Here is a 20,405-nt window from a genome sequence, read left to right on the forward strand (position 1 = left end):
GGACGACGGCCCGGGTGATCGTGCTGAACGGCGGCTCCAGCAGCGGCAAGAGCAGCCTGGCCCGCGCGCTCCAGGAGCAACTGGCCGACCCCTGGCTGCTGTTCGGGATCGACGACCTGATCGACGCGATGCCCGGACGGCTGCTCCGCGGCGGGTCGGGCATCGCACTCGGGGCGGCCGACGGGGCGGTGAGCGTCGGCGCGGAGTTCCGGTCCCTGGAGGGCGCCTGGATGGCGGGCGTCGCGGCCACCGCCCGGGCCGGGGCCCGGGTGCTCGTCGACGACGTGTTCCTCTCCGGCGCGGCCTCCCAGGCGCGTTGGCGGGCGGCGCTGCACGGCCTCGACGTGCTCTGGGTCGGCGTCCGCTGCCCGGCCCCCGTCGCCGCCGCCCGCGAGGCCGAACGCCCCGACCGCACCGCCGGAATGGCCGCCGACCAGGCCGAACGCGTGCACACCGGGGTCGACTACGACCTCACGGTGGACACCGCGTCGGCCTCCGCCGCCGACTGCGCCCGCACGGTCGCCGCCCGGCTGGCACAGCGGCCGGGCGGCTGACGGGGCGTCAGTGCGCGCCCACCGAGGTGATCTTGACGACCGCGCGTCCCTCCTCGTCCGAGCCGTACAGGTCGACCTCGGCGGAGATGCCCCAGTCGTGGTCGCCGTTCGGGTCGTCGAAGATCTGCCGGACCCGCCACAGGCCCTCGTCCTCGACCTCCTCGATCAGCAGCATCTTCGGGCCGCGCGCGTTCGGACCGGTGGACAGGTCGTCGTACTCCTCCCAGTACCCGTCCATCGCGTCCGCCCAGCGGTCCGCGTCCCAGCCGTCCTCGCCGTCCAGCTCGCCCAGCGCGTCGTAGTGCTCCAGCGCGCACAGCTCGACCCGGCGGAACAGCTCGTTGCGGACCAGCACCCGGAACGCCCGCGCGTTGGCCGTGACCGGCGCCGGCTTGTCGTCCAGCCGCACCTCCGCCGCCTCCGGCCCGGTCGGGTTGGCCAGCGCCTCCCACTCGTCCAGCAGCGAGGAGTCGACCTGCCGGACCAGCTCGCCCAGCCAGGCGATGACGTCCTTCAGGTCGTCGGTCTTCAGGTCGTCCGGGACGGTCTGCTCCAGCGCCTTGAACGCGCCCGCCAGGTAGCGCAGCACGATGCCCTCGGTCCGCGCCAGCTCGTAGAAGCCCACGTAGTCGGTGAAGGTCATCGCGCGCTCGTACAGGTCCCGCACCACCGACTTCGGGCGCAGCGGGTGGTCGCCGATCCACGGGTGCGCCCGGCGGTACACCTCGTAGGCGTGGCCGAGCTGCTCCTCCAGCGGCTTCGGGTAGGTGATCTCCTGGAGCCGGTTCATCCGCTCCTCGTACTCGACGCCGTCGCGCTTCATCTCGCCGATCGCCTCGCCGCGCGCCTTGTTCTCCTGCGAGGCCAGGATCTGCCGCGGGTCGTCGAGCGTCGCCTCGACCACCGAGACCACGTCCAGCGCGTACGAGGGCGACTCCGGGTCGAGCAGGTCGAAGGCCGCCAGCGCGAAGGTGGACAGCGGCTGGTTCAGCGCGAAGTTCTCCTGCAGGTCCAGGGTCAGCCGGACGGTGCGGCCCTCGGCGTCCGGCTCCGCCAGCCGCTCGACCACGCCGCCCTCCAGCAGCGAGCGGTAGATGGCGATCGCCGAACGGATGTGGCGGCGCTGCGCGGCGCGGTCCTCGTGGTTGTCGGTGAGCAGGTGGCGCATCGCCTCGAACGGGTTGCCCGGGCGGCCGATCACCGACAGCAGCATCGCGTGGCTGACCTTGAACCGGGACACCAGCGGCTCCGGGTCGGCCGCGATCAGCCGCTCGAAGGTCTCCTCCGTCCAGGACACGAACCCGTCCGGGGCCTTCTTGCGGACCACCTTCTTGCGCTTCTTCGGGTCGTCCCCGGCCTTGGCCAGCGCCTTGTCGTTCTCCACCACGTGCTCCGGCGCCTGCGCCACCACCTGGCCGACGGTGTCGAACCCGGCCCGGCCGGCCCGCCCGGCGATCTGGTGGAACTCGCGGGCCCGCAGGATCCGCACCCGCTGCCCGTCGTACTTCGACAGCGCCGTGAACAGCACCGTGCGGATCGGCACGTTGACGCCGACGCCGAGCGTGTCGGTGCCGCAGATCACCTTCAGCAGGCCGGCCTGGGCCAGCCGCTCCACCAGGCGGCGGTACTTGGGCAGCATGCCGGCGTGGTGCACGCCGATGCCGTGCCGCACGTACCGGGACAGGTTGCGGCCGAACTTGGTGGTGAACCGGAAGCCGCCGATCAGGTCGGCGATGGCGTCCTTCTCCTGCTTCGAGCACATGTTGATGCTCATCAGGGACTGCGCCCGCTCCACCGCCTCCTTCTGCGTGAAGTGGACCACGTACACCGGCGCCTGACCGGTGTTCAGCAGCTCCTCCAGCGTGTCGTGCAGGGTGGTGCGGCGGTACTCGTAGAACAGCGGCACCGGGCGGGTCGCCGAGCGCACCACGGTGGTCGGGCGGCCGGTGCGGCGGGTCAGGTCCTCCTCGAAGCGGCGGACGTCGCCGAGCGTCGCCGACATCAGCAGGAACTGCACCTGCGGGAGTTCGAGGATCGGGATCTGCCAGGCCCAGCCGCGGTCCGGCTCCGCGTAGAAGTGGAACTCGTCCATCACGACCTGGCCGACGTCGGCCCGCGGGCCGTCGTGCAGGGCGATCTGCGCCAGCACCTCGGCGGTGCAGCAGATGATCGGCGCGGTCGGGTTCACCGAGGCGTCGCCGGTCATCATGCCGACCTGCTCGGTGCCGAAGACCTTGCACAGGTCGAAGAACTTCTCCGACACCAGCGCCTTGATCGGCGCGGTGTAGAACGTCCGCTTGCCCTCGGCCAGCGCCGCGAAGTGCGCGCCCATCGCGACCAGCGACTTGCCCGAGCCGGTCGGGGTCGCCAGGATCACGTTGTTCCCGGAGACCAGCTCGATCAGCGCCTCCTCCTGGGCCGGGTACAGCGTGATCCCGCGGTCCGACGCCCACTCGGCGAAGGTCTCGAACAGCGAGTCGGGGGTGGCGGGCTTCGGCATCAGGTCCAGGAGGGTCACCCGCCCTATCTTGCCCTTCCGGGATCACCGCGGGCAAAGCTCGCGCGCGCACCGTCCCCGCGCTCCCCGCGCCGGACCGAACGAGTGGTTTCACCCCGTCACATGAATGTGACGCAGCGTTACGGAGAGGGATTCGAACCGACCGCTCCGAACCGCGGGGCGGCACGACGGAAGGACCTCCATGCGCAAACGACTCCTCGGCCTCGCCCTGGCCGTGGCCGCCCTGGGCGCGGTGACGGCGGCGCCCGCCGCCGCCGACATCAACACCGAGACCGTCACCGCCGTCGGCGACCCCGGCGGCGTCGAGGCGCGCTGCCCGCACGGCTGGACCGCCGGCGACGCACACCTCACCAACGGCGACGGCAGCCCGCTCGCCCCCGGCCAGCGCTGGCGCACGACGGGCATCTACGAGGACGGCATCCTCAACGGCGCCGCCGGCTGGATCGCCCCCTACTTCAACTCCCCGCCGCCGCCGGAGAGCATCGCGATCACCGTGGTCTGCCACCGCGACTGCTGACCCGCCCCGCGCGGTCCCGGGCCGGCCTCAGGGGCAGGTGACGACCTGGCCGGCCCAGGACAGGCCGCCGCCGAACGCGAACAGCAGCACCCGGGCGCCCGGGCGCAGCTCGCCGCGCTCCACCAGCTTCGCCAGCGCCAGCGGCACCGAGGCCGCCGAGGTGTTGCCGGAGTCCACCACGTCCCGGGCGATCACCGCGTCCTCGGACAGGCCGAGCTTGTGCACCAGCGACTCGATGATCCGCAGGTTCGCCTGGTGGGTCACCACCCCGTCCAGCTCCGCCGGGCTCAACCCGGCCGCCCGGCACGCCTGTTCGGCCAGCGCGGGCAGCTCGGTGGTGGCCCAGCGGAACACCGCCTGGCCGTCCTGCTCGAACTGCGGGTGCCACTGGTCCACCAGCCGCACCGCGCTCGCCCGCGACGGGTCCGACCCCCACACCACCGGGCCGATCGCGCTGCCCGCCCCGTCGGTCGCCGACAGCACCGCCGCGCCCGCGCCGTCGCCCAGCAGGATGCAGCTGCGCCGGTCCGTCCAGTCGACCAGGTCGGACATCTTCTCCGCGCCGATCACCAGCGCGTGCTTGGCGGCGCCCGCCAGCAGCGAGTGGTTGGCCACCGAGAGCGAGGTGCAGAAGCCCGCGCAGCCGTTGTTCAGGTCGAACGCCACCGCGCCGGGGATGCCCAGCCGGCCCGCGACCTGCGCCGCGATCGACGGACACCGGTCGACGGCGCTGCAGGTCGCCACCGTCACCTGCCCGATCTCCGCCGGGTCCAGGCCCGAGGCGGCCAGCGCCTTCGCCGCCGCCGCGGCGGCCAGGTCGGTCACCGACTCGTCCGCCCCCGCGATCCGCCGGGTGACGATCCCGGTCCGGCGCCGGATCCACTCGTCGTTGGTGTCCACCATGGCCGCCAACTCGTCATTGGTCAGCACCCGCTCCGGCTGGTGGTGGCCCAGGGCTGCGATACGGACTCCGGACATGGCGGTTCCCCTCCTCGACAGCGGCCACCGGCCGATGCCGGGGCAACGGCCTGGAACATAGCATCCGACCGATCGGAAGCTAAACGCCGGCCCGCAGAACGGACACCCGCGCAGGCGCCGCCCGTGGCCCGGCCCACCGGAGCTCGACCGGCAGCGGTTCGGCTCGTCGAAGTCCGACCGCCGTGCCCATGGGACGAGCGGCGGGATCCGGCCGACCGCCCCGTGCGGCGCACCGGACGGGGCGGTCGGACCCGCTCGCCTGTCCGGCCCCGTCGGCCGGGGCGTTTGCGGCAGGGCTGTTCGTGTTCGGTACCGGCACGATCACGAGGGCTGTGCGCCGCGCCGGCGTTGCGTCATGCTCCGAGGCGTCGGAACGGGAACTTCGAGGGGGAGAGTTGCAGAAGGAGCGAATCGCGCGGGGCGCGGGGGCCGTCGTGCTGGTGCTGGCCGTGGCCAGTTGTACGGCGCCGCACCGCGGGGCGGCCCCGCCCGCGCCATCCGTCACCGCACCGTCGGCCGAACCGGTCGGCTGCGGCTACACCTTCACCCCGGCCGTGGAGACGGAGACCCTGACGTACGTGGCCCCGTCCGCCACCGTCACGGCTCCCGAGGGCGGGCCGCCGGAGTACCCCCCGGCGCTGCCCGTGCAACCGCTCACCGCGACCGCGACATCGAGCGCGGGTGAAGCGGACGCCCGCCGGGCGTACACCGCGTTCCGTGACCAGCCGACCGTCCGCGCCGGCCTGCCGGAGTTCGGGAAGGCGCTGCCGCCGTACCAGGATCCGGTCAGGGTGACCAAGATCGGGCCCGGCCAGTACGTCCGCTACGGGTACAACTTGGTCTACACCAGTTCCTTCGTTCGCAGTTGCCCCGGCGCGGCTGCGCAACGGGACGCCGTGGGCACCGTCACCACCTTCTGGCCGGACTTCCCCCTGAGCGGCTGGATGGACTGCGCCAAGCCCCACGAGACGTTCCGGCAGCAGGCTGCTCTCCTCATGTGCACGACCGGTACCTGAGACCGGCCGCCCACCGACCGGGCCGTGGGCCGTTCCGGCGGTGGCCGGTGGGGTTCAGGGGGAGGTGCGCAGGTGCGCGCGGAGGGCGGTGGCGCGGGGGTCGGTGTAGGGGGCGAGGAGTTCCTCGGCCTCGGTGCGGGTGGTCCGGGCCGGTTCGTCGTGGCCCGTCCGGGACAGGGCGTCGGCGAGGTGGGCGAGGGCGGTGGCGACGGCGAAGGGGTTGGTGTGGCGCCGGGCGAGGGTGGCGGCCTGCTGGTGGTGGCCGACCGCCTCGTCGGCCCGGCCGAGGAGTTGCAGGGTTCGGCCGGTCCCGTCGTGGACCTGCACCTCGCGCCGCCGGTTGCCCGTGGCCCGGGCGAGCGGCAGGCAGCGACGGTAGGCCTCCAGCGCCCGGGCCCCGTCGTCGCGGGCCAGGGCCAGTTCGGCCTCCTCGCACAGGAGCAGGAGCTCGTGCCCGCGGAAGACCGTCCCGCCGGTGATGAGCAGGCCCGCCGTGCGCAGGTGCTCCTCGGCCTCGTCGAGCCGGCCGGTCTCCCGCAGCGCCCGGGAGAGGTAGACCAACGGCTCGACGCGTTGGACCGGGCTGACGCCGTCCCGGCCGCACGCCTCCAGGGCCTGTCCGGCGAACTCGGCCGTCTCCTCGGGCCGGCCCAGCTCGCTGTGCGCCCAGGCCAGGTTGGACAGGGTGGTGACGCACCACCCCGGCTGCTCCTGCGCGCGGGCCATCGCGCGGGCCTGCTCGAAGCGCCCGACGGCCCGGTCGAGCACGCGCTGCTCCATGTCCAGCAGCCCCAGGCCGTTGACCGTCCGGAGCACGCCGGGCCGGTCACCCGCCTCCTCCTGCAGCCGCAGGGCCGCCCGCAGGCACGCGGTGGCCTCCGCGAACCGGCCCGCCCGGCGGTGGCCGTACCCGATGCTCTGCTGCATCCGGGCCTCGGCCCGCCGCTCGCCCAGCCGCCGCGCCGCCACGAGTCCGAGCCCGGCCGTCTCCACCGCGTCGGCCACGGCGTCGTGCGCGTCGTGCAGCGGCTGCAGCGTCGCGGGCAGCTGCCAGGTGATCGCGTCCAGGCCCGCGGCGGCCGCGGCCCGGACCAGGGCGAGCAGATTGGCCCGCTCCGCGGCGTACCAGTCCATCGCCCGCCCGCCGTCGGCGAAGGCGAGCGGTCGGAGCTCCGGGTCGGGCGGGGCGGTCAGCCACGAGGGGGAGAGGCTCTGCACGCTGCGGACGGCGGCGTCGGCGGTGTGCAGGTACCACCCGGCGACACGGACCAGGGCGGCGTGCCGGGCCGCGGCGGACTCCTCCCGGTGGGCCCGGTCGGCGGCGTAGGCGCGCAGCAGGTCGTGGAACTGGTAGCGGGTGGGGCCGGTCTGCTCCAGCAGGTGGGCGCCGGCCAGCAGGTCGAGGTGGTTGCGGATCTGGCGCACGCTCTGGCCGGTGAGGGCGGCTGCGGCGTCGGCGCCGAACTCGGGGCCCGGGTGCAGGCCCAGCAGGCGGAAGACCCGGGCCGCGGGCGGGGGCAGGGCGCGGTAGGACCAGGCGAAGACGGAGCGGACGGCGTCGGCCTCGGCGTCGTCGTCGGTGGACAGGGCGTCCCAGAGCGAGGACTCCTCGCGCAGGTCGGCGATCAGGTCGGTGAGCGGCATGTGCGGGCGGGTGGCGGCGCGTTCGGCGGCGATCCGCAGGGCCAGCGGCAGGTGGGCGCAGAGCCGGGCGAGTTCGGCCAGGTGCTCGGGCGCGTCGCGGTGGCGGTAGCCGGCCGTCGCGGTGGTGAGCAGGTCGACGGCCTCGGGCTCGGTGAGTAGGCCGAGGGTGAGACGGTGGGCGCCGTCGCGGGCGGACAGGCCCGCCAGGCGGCCGCGGCTGGTGGCCACCACCAGGCAGTCGGCGTGGCCGGGCAGCAGGGGGCGGACCTGGCCGACGGTGGCGGCGTTGTCCAGGACCACCAGCACCCGGCGCTCGGCCAGCAGCGAGCGGTACAGCTCCGCGCGCTCCTCCCCGTCGGTCGGGATCGCGCCGGCCTCGATGCCCAGCGCGCGCAGGAAGCGCTCCAGCGCGGCCTCGGGCGCCAGCGGCGGTCCGGGGTCGTAGCCGCGCAGGTTGACGAACAGCTGCCCGTCGGGGAAGCGCTCCCGCACCAGGTGGGCGAAGCGGAGCGCGAGCGAGGTCTTGCCCGCCCCCGCCGTCCCCGCCACCAGCATCAGGCGCACCCCACCGCCCGGCCCGGCCGCCCCCAGCGTTTCGAGGCGCGCCAGCTCGGCCGCGCGGCCGACGAAACCCGGTACGTCACCGGGCAGTTGACGTGGCACCCGGATCTCCTGCCCCGGCGGCCAGGAGTGCGCGGAGTGGTAGTGGACGATCTGCTGGGCGCGGCCGACGGCGAAGCCGCCGTGCTCGGCGGAGACCGCGGGGCGTTCGGCGACCGGACGGCGCGCGGTGGCCGGCGGGATCGGTGCGGGCGGTGTGGCGCCGGGTCCGCTCAGCCCTGGGGCGGGCCCGGCCGGGTAGGGTTTCCGATCGTCACGTCCCCCGTCCGCAGTGCCGCCACCGAGCCGTGGTCGGCCCGGACCTCCACCTTCCCGCCGACCGCCACGCCGTGGTCGCCCGCCGAGACCGCGCCGGCGCCCTGCTCCCGGACCAGGGCGCGCAACTCGGCGGCGATCCGTTCCCGGTCCGCGCCGTCGGCCCCCTCCAGCAGGTCCTCGAACCTGGTCTGCCAGGACGTCTCCTGACGCAGCCGCACCCGCTCGGCCCCGGCCCCGGCGCCGCCCGAGGCGTCCAGCGCGTCGGCGGTGCGCTCCAGCCGCTCCAACTCCACCCGCTCGCGCTCGGCGTCCCCCCGGCCCAGCAACCGGGCCACCCGGGCCCGCAGCCCTTCCCACGCCTGCGTCCCCGCCGCCTGGACCACGGCCGTACCGCCCGCCGTGGCCAAGGCCACCAAGGTCTCCTCCAGCATCCCCAACCCCCTTCACCCGCAGCCGATTTGCTGTCCCTGCGACCATAAGCTCTCCGGCTCGTGGTCGTGTACATGAACCTGTCACCTCTGTCCGGGGCCGGACGCGACAGGGGACTACGGGCCCCGGCGCGAGGTCCCCGGCTCCTCCACCGGGAGCGGCCCGCCGTCCGGCGCGGCGCCCTCGGGGGCAGCGCCCTCCAGCGCGGTGAGGAGGGCGGTCGCGGAGCGCTGCTCGGGAGCCCCGAGACGCCGGTAGAGGTCCACGGCCCGGTGCAGGTCGGCCACGGCCCGGTCGTGCTCGCCCAGGCGCGCCCGGGCTCGGGCGCAGCCCTCCAGTGCCCGCGCCTCCTCCAGGAGGGCCCCCGTCCCACGGGCCAGGTGCAGCGCCCGCCGGTGTGTCGCCAGACCTTCGCGCGGTCCGGTGCTCCCAGCGCTCTCGGCGTTCCCAGCGCTCTCGGCGTTCCCGGTGCTCCCGGTGAGGAGGGCGCCCAGGCCGTTGAGCGCCTCGGCCTCGCCGAGTCGGTGGCCGAGGTCGTGGAACAGGGCCACGGCCTGCTCCAGCCGCTCGCGCGCCCGCTCGTGATCGCCCGTCAGCTGCCGCACCCGGCCGAGGTGGTGGAGGACGTCGGCCTCGCCGTGCCGACTGCCGAGTTCCCGGTAGCGGGTCAGCGCCTGCTCCAGCAGGACGCCCGCCTCCTGGTGATCGCCCGTCAGCTGCCGCACCCGGCCGAGGCCGTTCAAGGCGTTGGCCTCGCCGAGCCGGTCGCCGAGCGCCCGGTAGCGGGCCAGGGCCTGCGCGTGCAGGTCGCCCGCCTCCCCGTACGCGCCCAGGTGCTGCCGTACCCGACCGAGGTCGTTCAGGGTGTTGGCCTCGCCCAGTCGGCTGCCGAGGTCGCGGAACAGGGCCAGGGCCTGCTCCAGCAGCTCGCCCGCCTCCTGGTGAGCGCCTGTCACCTGCCGTACCCGGCCGAGGTGGTCGAGGGTGTCGGCCTCGCCCAGCCGGTCGCCGAGGGCCCGGTAGTGGGCCAGGGCCCGGCCGTGCAGGCTGTCGGCCTCCCCGTGGGCACCCGCCAGGTACCGCACCAGGCCGAGGTCGTTGAGCGCGTCCGCCTCGCCGCGCAGGTCGCCGAGCTCCCGGTAGTGGGCCAGGGCCTGTGCGTGCAGGTCGCCCGCCTCCCCGTGCGCGCCCGCCAACCGGCGCACCACGCCGAGGTCGTTGAGGGCGTCCGCCGCGCCGCGCCGGTCGCCGAGGCCGCGGAACAGGGCCAGGGACTGCCGCAGCGCGTCCGCCGCCTCCTGGTACCCGCCCGTCAGGTACCGCACCACGCCGAGGTGGTGCAGGGCCTCGGCCTCGCCCCGCGGCGTGGCGTGGTGCCGCGCGGTGGTCGCGGCCCGCCGGTGGAGCGCGACGGCGAGGGGCCAGGGGCCGTCCTGGCGCAGCAGCCCGGCCACGGCGGCGGTGAGGGAGACGGCGTGGGCGTGGTGGCGCCGGGCGGTGGCGTGGTCGATCGCGGCGAGCAGGTTGGGGCGTTCGGCGCGCAGCCAGGCCAGGGCCTGTTCACGGGTGGTGAGGTCGGGGACCGCGGTGGTTGCGGCGGTCCGGGGGAGGGGGCGGGCCCGGTGGTCGAGGTGGCGGGCGGCGGTGCGGGCGGTGCGCCGGTAGTGGTCGAGCAGGCGGACGGTGGCCTGTTCGCGGTCGCCGGGCGGGTCCTGGGCGGCGAGGAGGTTCCGCGCGTAGGCGCGCAGCAGGTCGTGCAGGCGGTAGCGGCCGGGGGCGGGCTCCTCCAGCAGGTGATCGGTGTAGAGCGCCCGGAGTTCGCGGCGGGCCTGCTGGAGCGGGACGTCGGCGAGGGCCGCGGCGGCCCGGGCGTCGAGGTCCGCCCCGGGGTGCAGGCCCAGCCGGCGGAAGAGGCGCTGCCGGGCCTCGGGAAGGTGGCCGTACGAGAGGTCGAAGGCGGTCCGGACGGCGCGGTCGCCCGCCTCCAACTCGCCGAGGCGGTCCCGGGCGGCGGCGAACTCGTCGGTGAACTCGGCGATGCTCCAGGTGGGGTGGTGGGCGAGGCGCCCGGCGAGGAGGGCGATCGCCAGGGGGAGGTGGCCGCACAGGCGGACGGCCCGGGCGAGGGCGGCGGCTTCGGCGGGCTCGGCGGGCTCGAACTGCTCGGACGATTCGGCGGGCCCGGCGGGCTCGGACGGTTCGGACGGTTCGGAGGGTTCAGGGTGCTCGGACGACTCGGGTGGCTCGGAGGGCCCGGACGGCTCGGGGGTGCGGCCGGCCAGGCGGGCGAAGAGGCGGGCGGCGTGGTCGGGGGCGAGGACGTCCAGCGACAGGGGGGATGCGCCGTCGAGGGCGACCAGGCGACGGCGGCTGGTGACCAGGACCAGGCAGCCCGCGCTCCCCGGCAGCAGCGGTTCGACCTGGGCGTGGTCGGCGGCGTCGTCCAGGACCAGCAGGATGCGCTTGCCCGCGGCGTGGTCGCGCCACAGCGCGGCCCGCTCGTCCAGCCGCTGGGGGACCAGTCGCGGCGGGAAGCCCCGGGAGGTGAGCAGGGCCGCGAGGATCTCGGCGGGGTCAGCGGGCCGCTGGCCGGGAGTGTGCGCGTGGAGGCGCACGAAGAGCTGCCCGTCGGGGAAGCGCGGAGCGAGGAGGTTGGCGGCGCGGGTGGCCAGGGTGGTCTTGCCGACCCCGGGCATCCCGTCGACGGTGTGGATGACGATCACCTCGCCCGACCCCGCGGCCGCCCCGTCCGGACCCGCCGCGCGGATCAGCCGCTCCAGTTCCCGGTCACGCCCGGTGAAGGCCGCCGCGTCCCGCGGCAGCGTCCGCACGACGGTGACCGGCGAGGGGCGGACGGCACCGGACCAGGGGGCGAAGTGCCGGGCGGGGCCGCCTGGTTCCGCGGCCGGGACCGTACTGAGGGCTGAGACCGTGGCCGGGGTTGGGGTTGGGGCCGGGGTTGGGAGTGGGGCCGGGGTGCGCTGGGGGTGCTCGCGCAGCCGGGCGGTGTGGTAGGCGGACCACAGGTCGGCGAGGGCGGGGGTGGTGGCCAGGGCCTGGTCGGCCAGCCGGGCGAAGTCGCCCGAAGGGGCGTGGCGCCCGGCGAGGACGTGGCTGACGTAGGAGGGGTCGAAGCCCATCCGCCGGGCCAGCGCCCGCATCGACAGGCCCTGCTGGGTACGGAACTCCTCCAGCCGGGTGCGGAACGCCCTCAACTCGGAAAGCGCCGCGGCTGCCTCCGGCACGACACCACCTCGCTGCTCGGCGGCACGGCTGTCCCCCAAAGTCTTCCCCCCTTTCCCTCCGCGGCCGCGACGGGCCGGGCGGTCCCCGTCCAGCAATACCCGGGAAAGGGAAAGGTCATTCCCAAGGAAATCACCATTCCGGGTCAGGAGGATATCATTGCTCCTGGTGTGGGGAGAGGGAATCAGCGGAGCCCTGGGGCCGCTGGGAAATGGTGGGCGGCGCGGCCTTTCCACGACGGCCGGCCCGAGGAGGAACGCGGGGTCGGCCCGAGGGCGAACACGGGGGTGAACGAAGGAGGAATGAGCTCCGGTCACCATGGTTTCATCGCGGCCCTCATCGGTGTGCTCGCTCCACCGGCCGCCCCGCCCGGAGCGGCCACCGACCGGAGGAGTCCCGCCATGGTCACGACCCTGCTGCCCCTGCCCGAGCGCCCCGAGGGCGACAACTGGTTCAAGAGCTCCTTCAGCGAGGACAGCGACGCCTGCGTGCAGGTGCGCTTCGTCGACGGCGGCGTCGAGGTCCGCGACGACAAGGTCACCGACGGCCCCGTCCTGACGTTCACCCACGCGGAGTGGGACGCCTTCCTCCTCGGCGCCTTCGCCGGGGAGTTCACCCTCCGCTGACCGGACCGGCACCGCCTGCGGACCTGCGGCCCGCTCGTCGCCCGCCCGGGCGGCCGGCGGGCCGCGGTTCGTGCCGGTGACGGTTTCCTGTTTCTTGTTTCCCGATTCCCGGGCCTTATTTCCTGGCCCGGTGGCAATGCCCCGCGAAACGGAACGGGAGGGCAGTTCCACCGGGATGTTGTTCCGACAGGCCGTTGTCATTCCGCATTGGTCCGGTGGTGAAACGCCCGTTCGCCGGCTCTCCTCCACCGGGGAGCGGTATGGACGGTGATCGCCGCCTGCGTTGCCGGACCGGCTCGCAGTGGGTCGACTCGGTCCGTACCGTCACCGAGAAAGACTGTCTGCAGCGCGAGCGGGTCCGCGTCGTCGAGCCGCGGGACCGTCCAGCCGTTGGCCCGCGCATGCGCGGTGAACGGTGAACTGCGCGTCGAGCGCCACGTGGTAGTGCTCGACGTAGTGCGCCAGGTCCGACAAGCCACCGAGATCTGGAACGCCCTCCGGCGCCGCCTCGGTCCCCGGCCCCGGCGGTCGGGGCCCGCTCCGGGGTGCGTCGGCGTTGTCGGGGGCGGCGGTTAGCCTGCGGTCACGCCGAAGGTCGGTGGACGAAGCGGAACAGGGGGCAGTGCGATGGGTGGCAACGGGTGGGCGGAGACCGGGCCCTACCAGGAGGAGCTGGCGGTGGCGTTCCGGCAGGCCCAGGAGCTGGAGCTGGCGAGGGACGACCACGGCTTCCCGGGGTGCGGCATCGTCGAGCTGTGGCAGGACGAGGAGTGGCAGGAGTACATCGCGACCGGTGGCACCGGGACAGTGCTCGACTTCTGCGAACTGGCCGTCACCGAGGACGAAATCCCCTTCGTGATGCGCCCGTTGAGCGAGGACGAGATCCGGGCCTGGGCCCCCGGCGGCCGTCCGACCCGCGAGCAGTGGGAGGCCGTGCAGGACCGGCTGATCTTCGCGGTCGGCCGGGGGGAGGGCCGCTGCACGGTGCTCTACCGGGACGACCGGGCGGCCGAGGTCGCCTACTGGGGCTGCACCGCGGACTGACCGCCCCGTCGGCGGCGGACGCCCGGCCGGGTACGGTGCGGGCATGAGCGAAAGCCTCCCGGACGACGTGGCCGACGTGCTCGGCGTCCTGCTCGACGGCGACGGCGACGGGGCAAGGGAAGGGGCAGGCGAGGGGGACGGCGGCGGGGGTGGCGGCGGTTCGGTGCGGCGTGCGCTCCGGGCCCAGGTGCCGCAGTTGCGGGTCCGGCGGCGGTGCGGGTGCGGCTGCGGCAGCGCCTACTTCGAGCAGCTCGACCCGGCCGCGGTCCGGCCGGCGGCCTGCGGGCCGGGCACGGTGGTGGTCGCCGAGGCGCTGATCCGCACCGAGGACGGCGACTGCCCCGGCGAGGTCCTGGTCTTCGCCCAGGGCGGCTACCTCTCCTGGCTGGAGGTCTGCTCCTGGAGCGACACCACCGAGGTGACCCTCGCCCTGGCCCGGCGGGCGCTGCTCCGCTGACGCCCTGCCCCCGACCCCGTGCCGACGTCGCCGACGCCGACGCCGCCGACCCCGCGCCGCCGGGCCGGGGTGGGCCGGGCACGCCGTAGGATGCGCGGACCGGGGCGCACAGGAGCGGACCCGGCCGGGACGGATCGCGGAGGAGGACCGATGAGCCCGCGCAACAGTGCCGTCGAGGCCCGCCGGACCAAGGCCCGGATCATCGAACGGAGCGTCGCGCTGGCGTCCGTGGACGGCCTCGAAGGGCTGACCATCGGGCGACTCGCCACCGACCTCGGGCTGAGCAAGGCCGGGGTGCTCGGCCACTTCGGCACCAAGGAGGCCCTGCAACTCGCCACCCTGGAACGGGCCTCCACCGTCTTCACCGCCCTGGTCTGGGACCCGGCGGCCGACTCCGAACCGGGGCTGCGCCGCCTGCGCGCGGTCTGCGAGAGCTGGATCTCCTACCTGGAGCACGCCCGGGAGACCTTCCCCGGCGGTTGCCTGTTCACCACCGCGGCGGTCGAGTTCGACGCCCACGACGGGCCGGTCCGCCGCACCCTGGCCCGGCTGCTGCTGGTCTGGCGCCGCCGCCTGGCCGGCGAGGTCCGGCTCGCCGTGGATGCCGGCGAACTGCCCGCCGACACCGACCCCGAGCAGATCGTCCACGAGCTCACCGGCATCTACCTCGCCCTCAACCAGGCGCTCCAACTGCTCCGCGACCCGCTCGCCGCGACCCGCACCCGCCGCGCCCTGCACCGCGTCCTCGCTTCCTAATGTCGTTGTCAAGCCGCCGTGGTCACTGGAGGTGTGACGTGGTAGCACCGTCGGTCACGGATCAGCGCCCGCAGGACGTTGACCCGTCGGCGGGCCAGGGCCATCACGGCCTGGACGTGCCGCTTGCCCTCCGCCCGCTTGCGGTCGTAGAACGCCCGCGAGTTCGGATCACAGCGGATACTCACCAACGCCGAGGTGTAGAAGACGCGTTGGAGCCTGCGGTGGTAGACGGTCGGGCGGTGCAGGTTGCCGCTGACCTTGCCCGAGTCCCGTGGCGCCGGGGCGACACCGGCGAAGGCCGCCAAGGCGTCCGGGGAGGCGAAGCCGTCCAGGCTGCCGCCGACGCCGGCCAGGAACTCGGCGCCGAGCACCGCGCCGATGCCCGGGACGCTCCGGACTATGTCGGCGAGTTCGTGCTCGCGAAACCGGCCCTCGATGAGCTTGTCCATCTCGGCGATCTGCTCGTTGAGGGCCATCACCCCCTCGGCCAGGGTGTGAACCAGCCTGGCGATGGTCTTCTCCCCGGGGACGGAGGTGTGCTGGCGCTGCGCGGCATCGACGGCCGCTTCGGCCAGAGCTCTTGCGTTGCGGACCTTGCGATTGGCCAGCCACTTCGTCAGCCGCGTGACACCGGCGCGGCGGATCGCGGCCGGAGTCTGGTACTCGGTCAGCAGCTTGAGCGGGCCGACGTTGGTCACGTCCAAGGCCCGCTCCAGGGCCGGGAACATGCTCAGCAGGGTGCCGCGCAGACGGTTCACCGCGCGGGTGCGGTCCTCTACCAGATCCGCCCGGCGGCCGGTCAGCAGCTTGAGCTCGATCGCGGCCTCGTCGCTGGGACGGACGGGCTGCAGGTCGCGGCGCATCCGGGCCTGGTCGGCGATCACGAAGGCATCTCGGGCGTCGGTCTTGCCCTCGCCGCGGTAGCCGTCGGATGCCCGGTTCACCAGACGGCCGGGGATGTACAGGACCTCCTGGCCGTGGGCGACGAGCAGGCTCAGCAGCAGGGCCGGTTCCCCGCCGGTCATGTCGATCGCCCAGGTCACCTGGTCGTCGTCGGCCAGGGCCAGGACGTCGCCGATCAGTTGCAGCAGCTCGGGCTCGTCGTTGGCGACCCGCCGGGACAGCAACGTCCTGCCATCCGCGTCGAGGGCCAGGCCGTGGTGGTGGCCCTTGCCGCTGTCGATCCCCGTCCATATCCGGCTCATCATGCTCCTGGCGTGCGTGTTCATGCTGTTCGTACCACGGACGACTTCGCCGGCATTGCTCTACTCAGCGACTTGCTCGCACTTCCTAATCGGCGGCCGAGTCGTCGTGGGGCGCTGGGCGGCGAAGCGAGGGAAGCCACAAGACGGCAGCCGCCTGATAGCCACACCCGGCACCCCTGGGTGGCCCAACCCTACGAATGACCAGACCAACCCGGCTCAGAAGGTAGAGCCGCCTGACCGGCTCGCCCGGTCGGGAGAGCCCGGTCGGGAAACCCTGGTTGGGAGACTTCGGTTCGAAAACCCTGGCCGGGAGACTCCGGTCGGGAAACCCCGGTGACGGCGTCGGCGGCCGGTGGCAGGATGGCCGGATGACCGACTTCCGAAAGGCCCGTGCCGCGTAACCGACCGCGCGCCCTGCGCGCGAGGGCGCCCGCCCGGCCCCGCTGGTCCGAGACGCCGCCGTCCCGCATCCGGGGCCTGTCCGCGGCCGCGAGCCTGGACGTGCACCGCGTCGAGCGGGACCGCCCCGGTTTCGCCGTGTCGCCCGGCGCGACGGCGGCCGCGCTCGCCCGCTACCGCGCGTTCGTCCGGCAGTTCGGCGACCGCCCGCTGTACCCGCGCGAGTCCTGGTGCGGGTCCTGCCCGGGCTGCAACGCCGCCGACGACGTCCGCCACTCCCGGGACGCGCTGCACGAGGTGCTGGCCGGGCTGCCCCCGCGCTCGCGGGCCGAACTCGCCCGGCTGGTGCGCCCGTTGGACGCCGCGTTCCGCCGCCGCACGCTCGCCGACCCGTTCGCGGACCGGCCGGGGGAGTACTGGTGGTACCGGCGGGCGGCCGAAGCGCCGTGGGGGTGAGCGGGGTGAGCGGGTGGAATATCGGCCTCGCCCATTTCCGTGCACCCCATTCGGCTCGGTGAAATACCGCCCCGAAGTCGCAGGTCGGCGCAGGGGAGGGTAGTTCGCATCGGCGGTTCCGGTTCGGGCGGTTCCGGTTCGGGCGGCGCCGAGGGGCGGCTGCCGCCCAGGCGCCCGGGCGCTGGCGTGCCGCCGACCTACTCGAAAGAAAACAGTCGGGAATGCGTCATGAGCGGGCTCAAATGGACAGTGCGGGACCGAATTTCTCCGGCCTCCCGCGTGGCACGCGCTCTCTCGCGGGACAGCTCCTAGTCTCGACGGTCTACAGCGTCATCCGCTGAGCCTTCGAGCGAGGAGTACGGCCATGAGTCGTGTCGTCAGGGCAGCCCTGTTCCAGACCGCGTGGACGGGCGACAAGGAAACGATGCTCGCGGCCCACGAGAAGGCCGCCCGGGACGCCGCCGCCCAGGGCGCGCAGGTGATCGGCTTCCAGGAGGTGTTCAACGCCCCCTACTTCTGCCAGGTGCAGGAACCGGAGCACTACGCCTGGGCCGAGCCCGTCCCCGACGGCCCCACCGTGCGCCGGATGAGCGCCCTCGCCCGCGAACTCGGCCTGGTCATGGTCGTCCCGGTCTACGAGATCGAGCAGGCCGGCTTCTACTACAACACCGCCGCCGTCATCGACGCCGACGGCAGCTACCTCGGCAAGTACCGCAAGCACCACATCCCGCAGGTCCGCGGCTTCTGGGAGAAGTACTACTTCAAGCCCGGCAACCTCGGCTGGCCGGTCTTCGACACCGCCGTCGGCAAGGTCGGCGTGTACATCTGCTACGACCGGCACTTCCCCGAGGGCTGGCGCGCCCTCGGCCTGGCCGGCGCGGAGATCGTCTACAACCCCTCGGCGACCAGCCGCGGCCTCTCCGCCTACCTCTGGCAGCTCGAACAGCCCGCCGCCGCCGTCGCCAACGAGTACTTCGTCGCCGCGATCAACCGCGTCGGCGTCGAGGAGTACGGGGACAACGACTTCTATGGCACCAGCTACTTCGTCGACCCGCGCGGCCAGTTCGTCGGCGAGGTCGCCTCCGACAAGGACGAGGAACTCGTCGTCCGCGACCTCGACCTCGGGCTGATCGAGCAGGTCCGCCAGCAGTGGGCCTTCTACCGGGACCGGCGCCCCGACGCCTACGGCCCGCTCACCGAGGGCTGAGCCGTGACCCGGACCCTGATCACCGGCGGACTCGTCGTCACCGCCGCCGAGGAGACCCGCGCCGACGTACTCATCGAGGACGGCCGGATCGCCGCCCTCGCCCTGCCGGGCAGTCAGCAGTGGACCGCCGACCGGGTGTTCGACGCCGGAGGGAAGTACGTGATCCCCGGCGGCGTCGACGCGCACACCCACATGGAACTGCCCTTCGGCGGCACCCGGGCCTCCGACACCTTCGAGACCGGCACCCGCGCCGCCGCCTGGGGCGGCACTACCACCGTCGTCGACTTCGCCGTCCAGAGCCGGGGCGGCTCGCTGCGCGCCGGACTCGACGCCTGGCACGCCAAGGCCGAGGGCAACTGCGCCGTCGACTACGCCTTCCACATGATCGTCTCGGACGTCAACGACGCGACGCTGCGCGAGATGCCCGGACTGCTCGCCGAAGGCGTCAGCTCCTTCAAGCTGTTCATGGCCTACCCCGGCGTCTTCTACTCCGACGACGGGCAGATCCTGCGCGCCATGCAGCAGGCCGGCGACACCGGCGCGTTGATCATGATGCACGCCGAGAACGGCCCCGCCATCGACGTGCTGGTCGAACAGGCCCTGGCCCGGGGCGAGACCGACCCGCGGTACCACGGCGAAGTCCGCCGCGCGCTGCTGGAGGCCGAGGCCACCCACCGCGCCGTCCAGCTCTCCCGGGTGGCCGGCTCCCCGCTCTACGTCGTGCACGTCTCCGCCCGCGAAGCGCTCGCCGAACTCGCCGCCGCCCGCGACCAGGGACTGCCCGTCTTCGGCGAGACCTGCCCGCAGTACCTCTTCCTCTCCACCGACAACCTCGCCGAACCCGGCTTCGAGGGCGCCAAGTACGTCTGCTCCACCCCGCTGCGCCCCCGCGACCACCAGGCCGCGCTCTGGCGCGGCCTGCGCACCGACGACCTCCAGGTGGTCTCCACCGACCACTGCCCGTTCTGCTTCAAGGGCCAGAAGGAACTCGGCCTCGGCGACTTCTCGAAGATCCCCAACGGCCTGCCCGGCGTGGAGAACCGGATGGACCTGCTCCACCAGGCCGTGGTGGACGGCCACCTGACCCGCCGTCGGTGGATCGAGCTCGCCTGCGCCGCCCCCGCCCGGATGTTCGGCCTCTACCCCCGCAAGGGCACCCTCGCGCCCGGCTCCGACGCCGACGTGGTGATCTACGACCCGCACGCCACCCAGGTGATCTCCGCCGCCACCCACCACATGAACGTCGACTACTCCGCCTACGAGGGCCGCACCGTCACCGGCCGGGTCGAGACCGTCCTCTCCCGCGGCGAAGTGCTCGTCGACCGGGGCGAGTACCTCGGCCGCCCCGGGCACGGCGCCTTCCTGCGCCGCGCCACCTGCCAGTACCTCTGACCGCGCCCCGCCCGCCCAGCCCGCCCTCTCCGACCGCGCCCCGCCTGCCCCGCCCTCTCCGCCGACACCCCGGGAGCTCTCGCACAGTGGACTTCGGACTCGTCCTGCAGACCGACCCGCCGGCCGCCAAGGTCGTCGAGCTGATGCGCCGCGCCGAACGGCGCGGCTTCCGCTACGGCTGGACCTTCGACTCCGCCGTGCTCTGGCAGGAACCCTTCGTCATCTACAGCCGGATTCTGGCCGAGACCGAACGGCTGCACGTCGGCCCGATGGTCACCAACCCCGGCACCCGCACCTGGGAGGTCACCGCCTCCACCTTCGCCACCCTCAACGACATGTACGGCAACCGGACGGTCTGCGGCATCGGCCGCGGCGACTCCGCGATGCGGGTGGCCGGCCGCCGCCCGAACACCCTGGCCCGGCTCGGCGAGGCCATCGACGTCATCCGCGACCTCGCCGAGGGCCGGGAGGCCGAGGTCGACGGCAACCCGGTCCGGCTGCCCTGGGTGCGGGACGGGCGGCTGCCCGTCTGGATGGCCGCCTACGGGCCGAAGGCCCTGGCCCTGGCCGGACGGAAGGCCGACGGATTCATCCTGCAACTCGCCGACCCCTTCCTCACCGAATGGATGGTCAAAGCCGTCCGCCGGGCCGCCGAGGAGGCCGGCCGCGACCCCGCCGCGATCACCGTCTGCGTCGCCGCGCCCGCCTACGTCGGCGACGACCTCGCCCACGCCCGCGAGCAGTGCCGCTGGTTCGGCGGCATGGTCGGCAACCACGTCGCCGACCTGGTGGCCAAGTACGGCGAGCACTCCGGGCTCGTCCCCGAGGAGCTCACCGCCTACATCAAGGACCGGCACGGCTACGACTACAGCCACCACGGCCGGGCCGGGAACCCCTCCACCGACTTCGTCCCCGACGGCATCGTCGACCGCTTCTGCCTGCTCGGACCCGCCTCCGCGCACGTGGAGAAGCTGCGCCTGCTGCGGGACCTGGGGGTGGACCAGTTCGCGGTGTACGCCATGCACGACGCGCGGGAGGCGACGATCGACGCCTACGGCGCGGAGGTGATCCCGGCGCTGGGCTGA

At 74.0% G+C, this 20,405-nt stretch carries 17 protein-coding genes; 11 read left to right on the forward strand and 6 right to left on the reverse strand.

Going from position 1 to position 20,405, the window contains the following annotated elements:
- Nucleotides 1-14 precede the first annotated feature (14 nt).
- The gene (cpt, locus tag ACIOHG_RS18745; RefSeq protein WP_400951735.1) at nt 15-554 is read left to right on the forward strand and encodes a chloramphenicol phosphotransferase CPT; all 540 of its coding nucleotides are present in this window, start codon (nt 15-17) and stop codon (nt 552-554) included.
- A 7-nt stretch (nt 555-561) separates the two neighbouring features.
- Here cpt and ACIOHG_RS18750 read toward each other — a convergent pair whose 3' ends face one another.
- The gene (locus ACIOHG_RS18750; RefSeq protein ID WP_400952194.1) at nt 562-3,054 is read right to left on the reverse strand and encodes a DEAD/DEAH box helicase; all 2,493 of its coding nucleotides are present in this window, start codon (nt 3,052-3,054) and stop codon (nt 562-564) included.
- Between the two features lie 199 nt (nt 3,055-3,253).
- Here ACIOHG_RS18750 and ACIOHG_RS18755 point away from each other — a divergent pair, with 199 nt between their 5' ends.
- Nucleotides 3,254-3,589, forward strand: coding sequence for a hypothetical protein (locus ACIOHG_RS18755; protein ID WP_400951738.1), 336 nt, complete (start codon nt 3,254-3,256; stop codon nt 3,587-3,589).
- A gap of 27 nt (nt 3,590-3,616) precedes the next feature.
- Here the strand turns inward: ACIOHG_RS18755 and ACIOHG_RS18760 are convergent, their stop codons facing one another.
- Nucleotides 3,617-4,567, reverse strand: coding sequence for a beta-ketoacyl-ACP synthase III (locus ACIOHG_RS18760; protein WP_400951739.1), 951 nt, complete (start codon nt 4,565-4,567; stop codon nt 3,617-3,619).
- A gap of 395 nt (nt 4,568-4,962) precedes the next feature.
- Here ACIOHG_RS18760 and ACIOHG_RS18765 point away from each other — a divergent pair, with 395 nt between their 5' ends.
- Complete coding sequence (locus ACIOHG_RS18765) at nt 4,963-5,583, forward strand: hypothetical protein (RefSeq protein WP_400951742.1); 621 nt, start codon at nt 4,963-4,965, stop codon at nt 5,581-5,583.
- Between the two features lie 54 nt (nt 5,584-5,637).
- Here ACIOHG_RS18765 and ACIOHG_RS18770 read toward each other — a convergent pair whose 3' ends face one another.
- The 3 genes from ACIOHG_RS18770 to ACIOHG_RS18780 all read right to left on the reverse strand — a co-directional run bounded on the left by ACIOHG_RS18770 (nt 5,638) and on the right by ACIOHG_RS18780 (nt 11,780).
- Complete coding sequence (locus ACIOHG_RS18770) at nt 5,638-7,890, reverse strand: ATP-binding protein (RefSeq protein WP_400951744.1); 2,253 nt, start codon at nt 7,888-7,890, stop codon at nt 5,638-5,640.
- A gap of 170 nt (nt 7,891-8,060) precedes the next feature.
- Complete coding sequence (locus tag ACIOHG_RS18775; RefSeq protein ID WP_400951747.1) at nt 8,061-8,519, reverse strand: hypothetical protein; 459 nt, start codon at nt 8,517-8,519, stop codon at nt 8,061-8,063.
- Between the two features lie 132 nt (nt 8,520-8,651).
- Entirely contained in the window at nt 8,652-11,780 is a 3,129-nt protein-coding gene (locus ACIOHG_RS18780; protein ID WP_400951749.1) for an ATP-binding protein, read from the reverse strand.
- 399 nt (nt 11,781-12,179) lie between these two features.
- On the opposite strand from ACIOHG_RS18780, the gene ACIOHG_RS18785 reads away from it, so the two are divergent.
- The 4 genes from ACIOHG_RS18785 (at nt 12,180) to ACIOHG_RS18800 (ending at nt 14,661) form a co-directional block, all read left to right on the forward strand.
- On the forward strand, nt 12,180-12,404 hold the full coding sequence (locus ACIOHG_RS18785; RefSeq protein ID WP_400951752.1) for a DUF397 domain-containing protein: 225 nt from the start codon (nt 12,180-12,182) through the stop codon (nt 12,402-12,404).
- A gap of 627 nt (nt 12,405-13,031) precedes the next feature.
- Nucleotides 13,032-13,448 (forward strand): hypothetical protein, encoded by a 417-nt coding sequence (locus ACIOHG_RS18790; protein WP_400951754.1) that lies wholly within the window; start codon nt 13,032-13,034, stop codon nt 13,446-13,448.
- 43 nt (nt 13,449-13,491) lie between these two features.
- The gene (locus ACIOHG_RS18795; RefSeq protein WP_400951757.1) at nt 13,492-13,905 is read left to right on the forward strand and encodes a hypothetical protein; all 414 of its coding nucleotides are present in this window, start codon (nt 13,492-13,494) and stop codon (nt 13,903-13,905) included.
- A gap of 150 nt (nt 13,906-14,055) precedes the next feature.
- Nucleotides 14,056-14,661: a TetR/AcrR family transcriptional regulator gene (locus ACIOHG_RS18800; RefSeq protein ID WP_400951758.1), complete on the forward strand. Its 606-nt coding sequence runs from the start codon at nt 14,056-14,058 to the stop codon at nt 14,659-14,661.
- 8 nt (nt 14,662-14,669) lie between these two features.
- Here ACIOHG_RS18800 and ACIOHG_RS18805 read toward each other — a convergent pair whose 3' ends face one another.
- Complete coding sequence (locus tag ACIOHG_RS18805; protein WP_400952197.1) at nt 14,670-15,866, reverse strand: IS110 family transposase; 1,197 nt, start codon at nt 15,864-15,866, stop codon at nt 14,670-14,672.
- Nucleotides 15,867-16,256: 390 nt separating this feature from the next.
- On the opposite strand from ACIOHG_RS18805, the gene ACIOHG_RS18810 reads away from it, so the two are divergent.
- The 4 genes from ACIOHG_RS18810 (at nt 16,257) to ACIOHG_RS18825 (ending at nt 20,405) form a co-directional block, all read left to right on the forward strand.
- On the forward strand, nt 16,257-16,721 hold the full coding sequence (locus tag ACIOHG_RS18810; RefSeq protein ID WP_400951761.1) for a hypothetical protein: 465 nt from the start codon (nt 16,257-16,259) through the stop codon (nt 16,719-16,721).
- A gap of 364 nt (nt 16,722-17,085) precedes the next feature.
- Entirely contained in the window at nt 17,086-17,928 is an 843-nt protein-coding gene (locus tag ACIOHG_RS18815) for a nitrilase-related carbon-nitrogen hydrolase (protein WP_400951762.1), read from the forward strand.
- Between the two features lie 3 nt (nt 17,929-17,931).
- Nucleotides 17,932-19,320 carry a dihydropyrimidinase gene (gene hydA, locus ACIOHG_RS18820; RefSeq protein WP_400951765.1) on the forward strand — a complete coding sequence of 463 codons (1,389 nt, stop codon included), beginning with the start codon at nt 17,932-17,934 and terminating at the stop codon, nt 19,318-19,320.
- Between the two features lie 86 nt (nt 19,321-19,406).
- A complete protein-coding gene (locus ACIOHG_RS18825) occupies nt 19,407-20,405 on the forward strand; it encodes a TIGR03842 family LLM class F420-dependent oxidoreductase (protein ID WP_400951768.1) in 999 nt (332 codons plus the stop codon).

This window comes from Kitasatospora sp. NPDC088134 (assembly GCF_044741705.1).
In the GTDB taxonomy this organism is placed as follows: domain Bacteria; phylum Actinomycetota; class Actinomycetes; order Streptomycetales; family Streptomycetaceae; genus Kitasatospora.

Coding starts and splice junctions, on each gene's coding strand:
- ACIOHG_RS18795 (WP_400951757.1), top strand. CDS start 13,492: ATGAGCGAAAGCCTCCCGGACGACGTGGCCGACGTGCTCGGCGTCCTG.
- ACIOHG_RS18790 (WP_400951754.1), top strand. CDS start 13,032: ATGGGTGGCAACGGGTGGGCGGAGACCGGGCCCTACCAGGAGGAGCTG.
- ACIOHG_RS18815 (WP_400951762.1), top strand. CDS start 17,086: ATGAGTCGTGTCGTCAGGGCAGCCCTGTTCCAGACCGCGTGGACGGGC.
- ACIOHG_RS18800 (WP_400951758.1), top strand. CDS start 14,056: ATGAGCCCGCGCAACAGTGCCGTCGAGGCCCGCCGGACCAAGGCCCGG.
- ACIOHG_RS18805 (WP_400952197.1), bottom strand. CDS start 15,866: ATGAGCCGGATATGGACGGGGATCGACAGCGGCAAGGGCCACCACCAC.
- ACIOHG_RS18750 (WP_400952194.1), bottom strand. CDS start 3,054: ATGCCGAAGCCCGCCACCCCCGACTCGCTGTTCGAGACCTTCGCCGAG.
- ACIOHG_RS18755 (WP_400951738.1), top strand. CDS start 3,254: ATGCGCAAACGACTCCTCGGCCTCGCCCTGGCCGTGGCCGCCCTGGGC.
- ACIOHG_RS18760 (WP_400951739.1), bottom strand. CDS start 4,567: ATGTCCGGAGTCCGTATCGCAGCCCTGGGCCACCACCAGCCGGAGCGG.
- ACIOHG_RS18785 (WP_400951752.1), top strand. CDS start 12,180: ATGGTCACGACCCTGCTGCCCCTGCCCGAGCGCCCCGAGGGCGACAAC.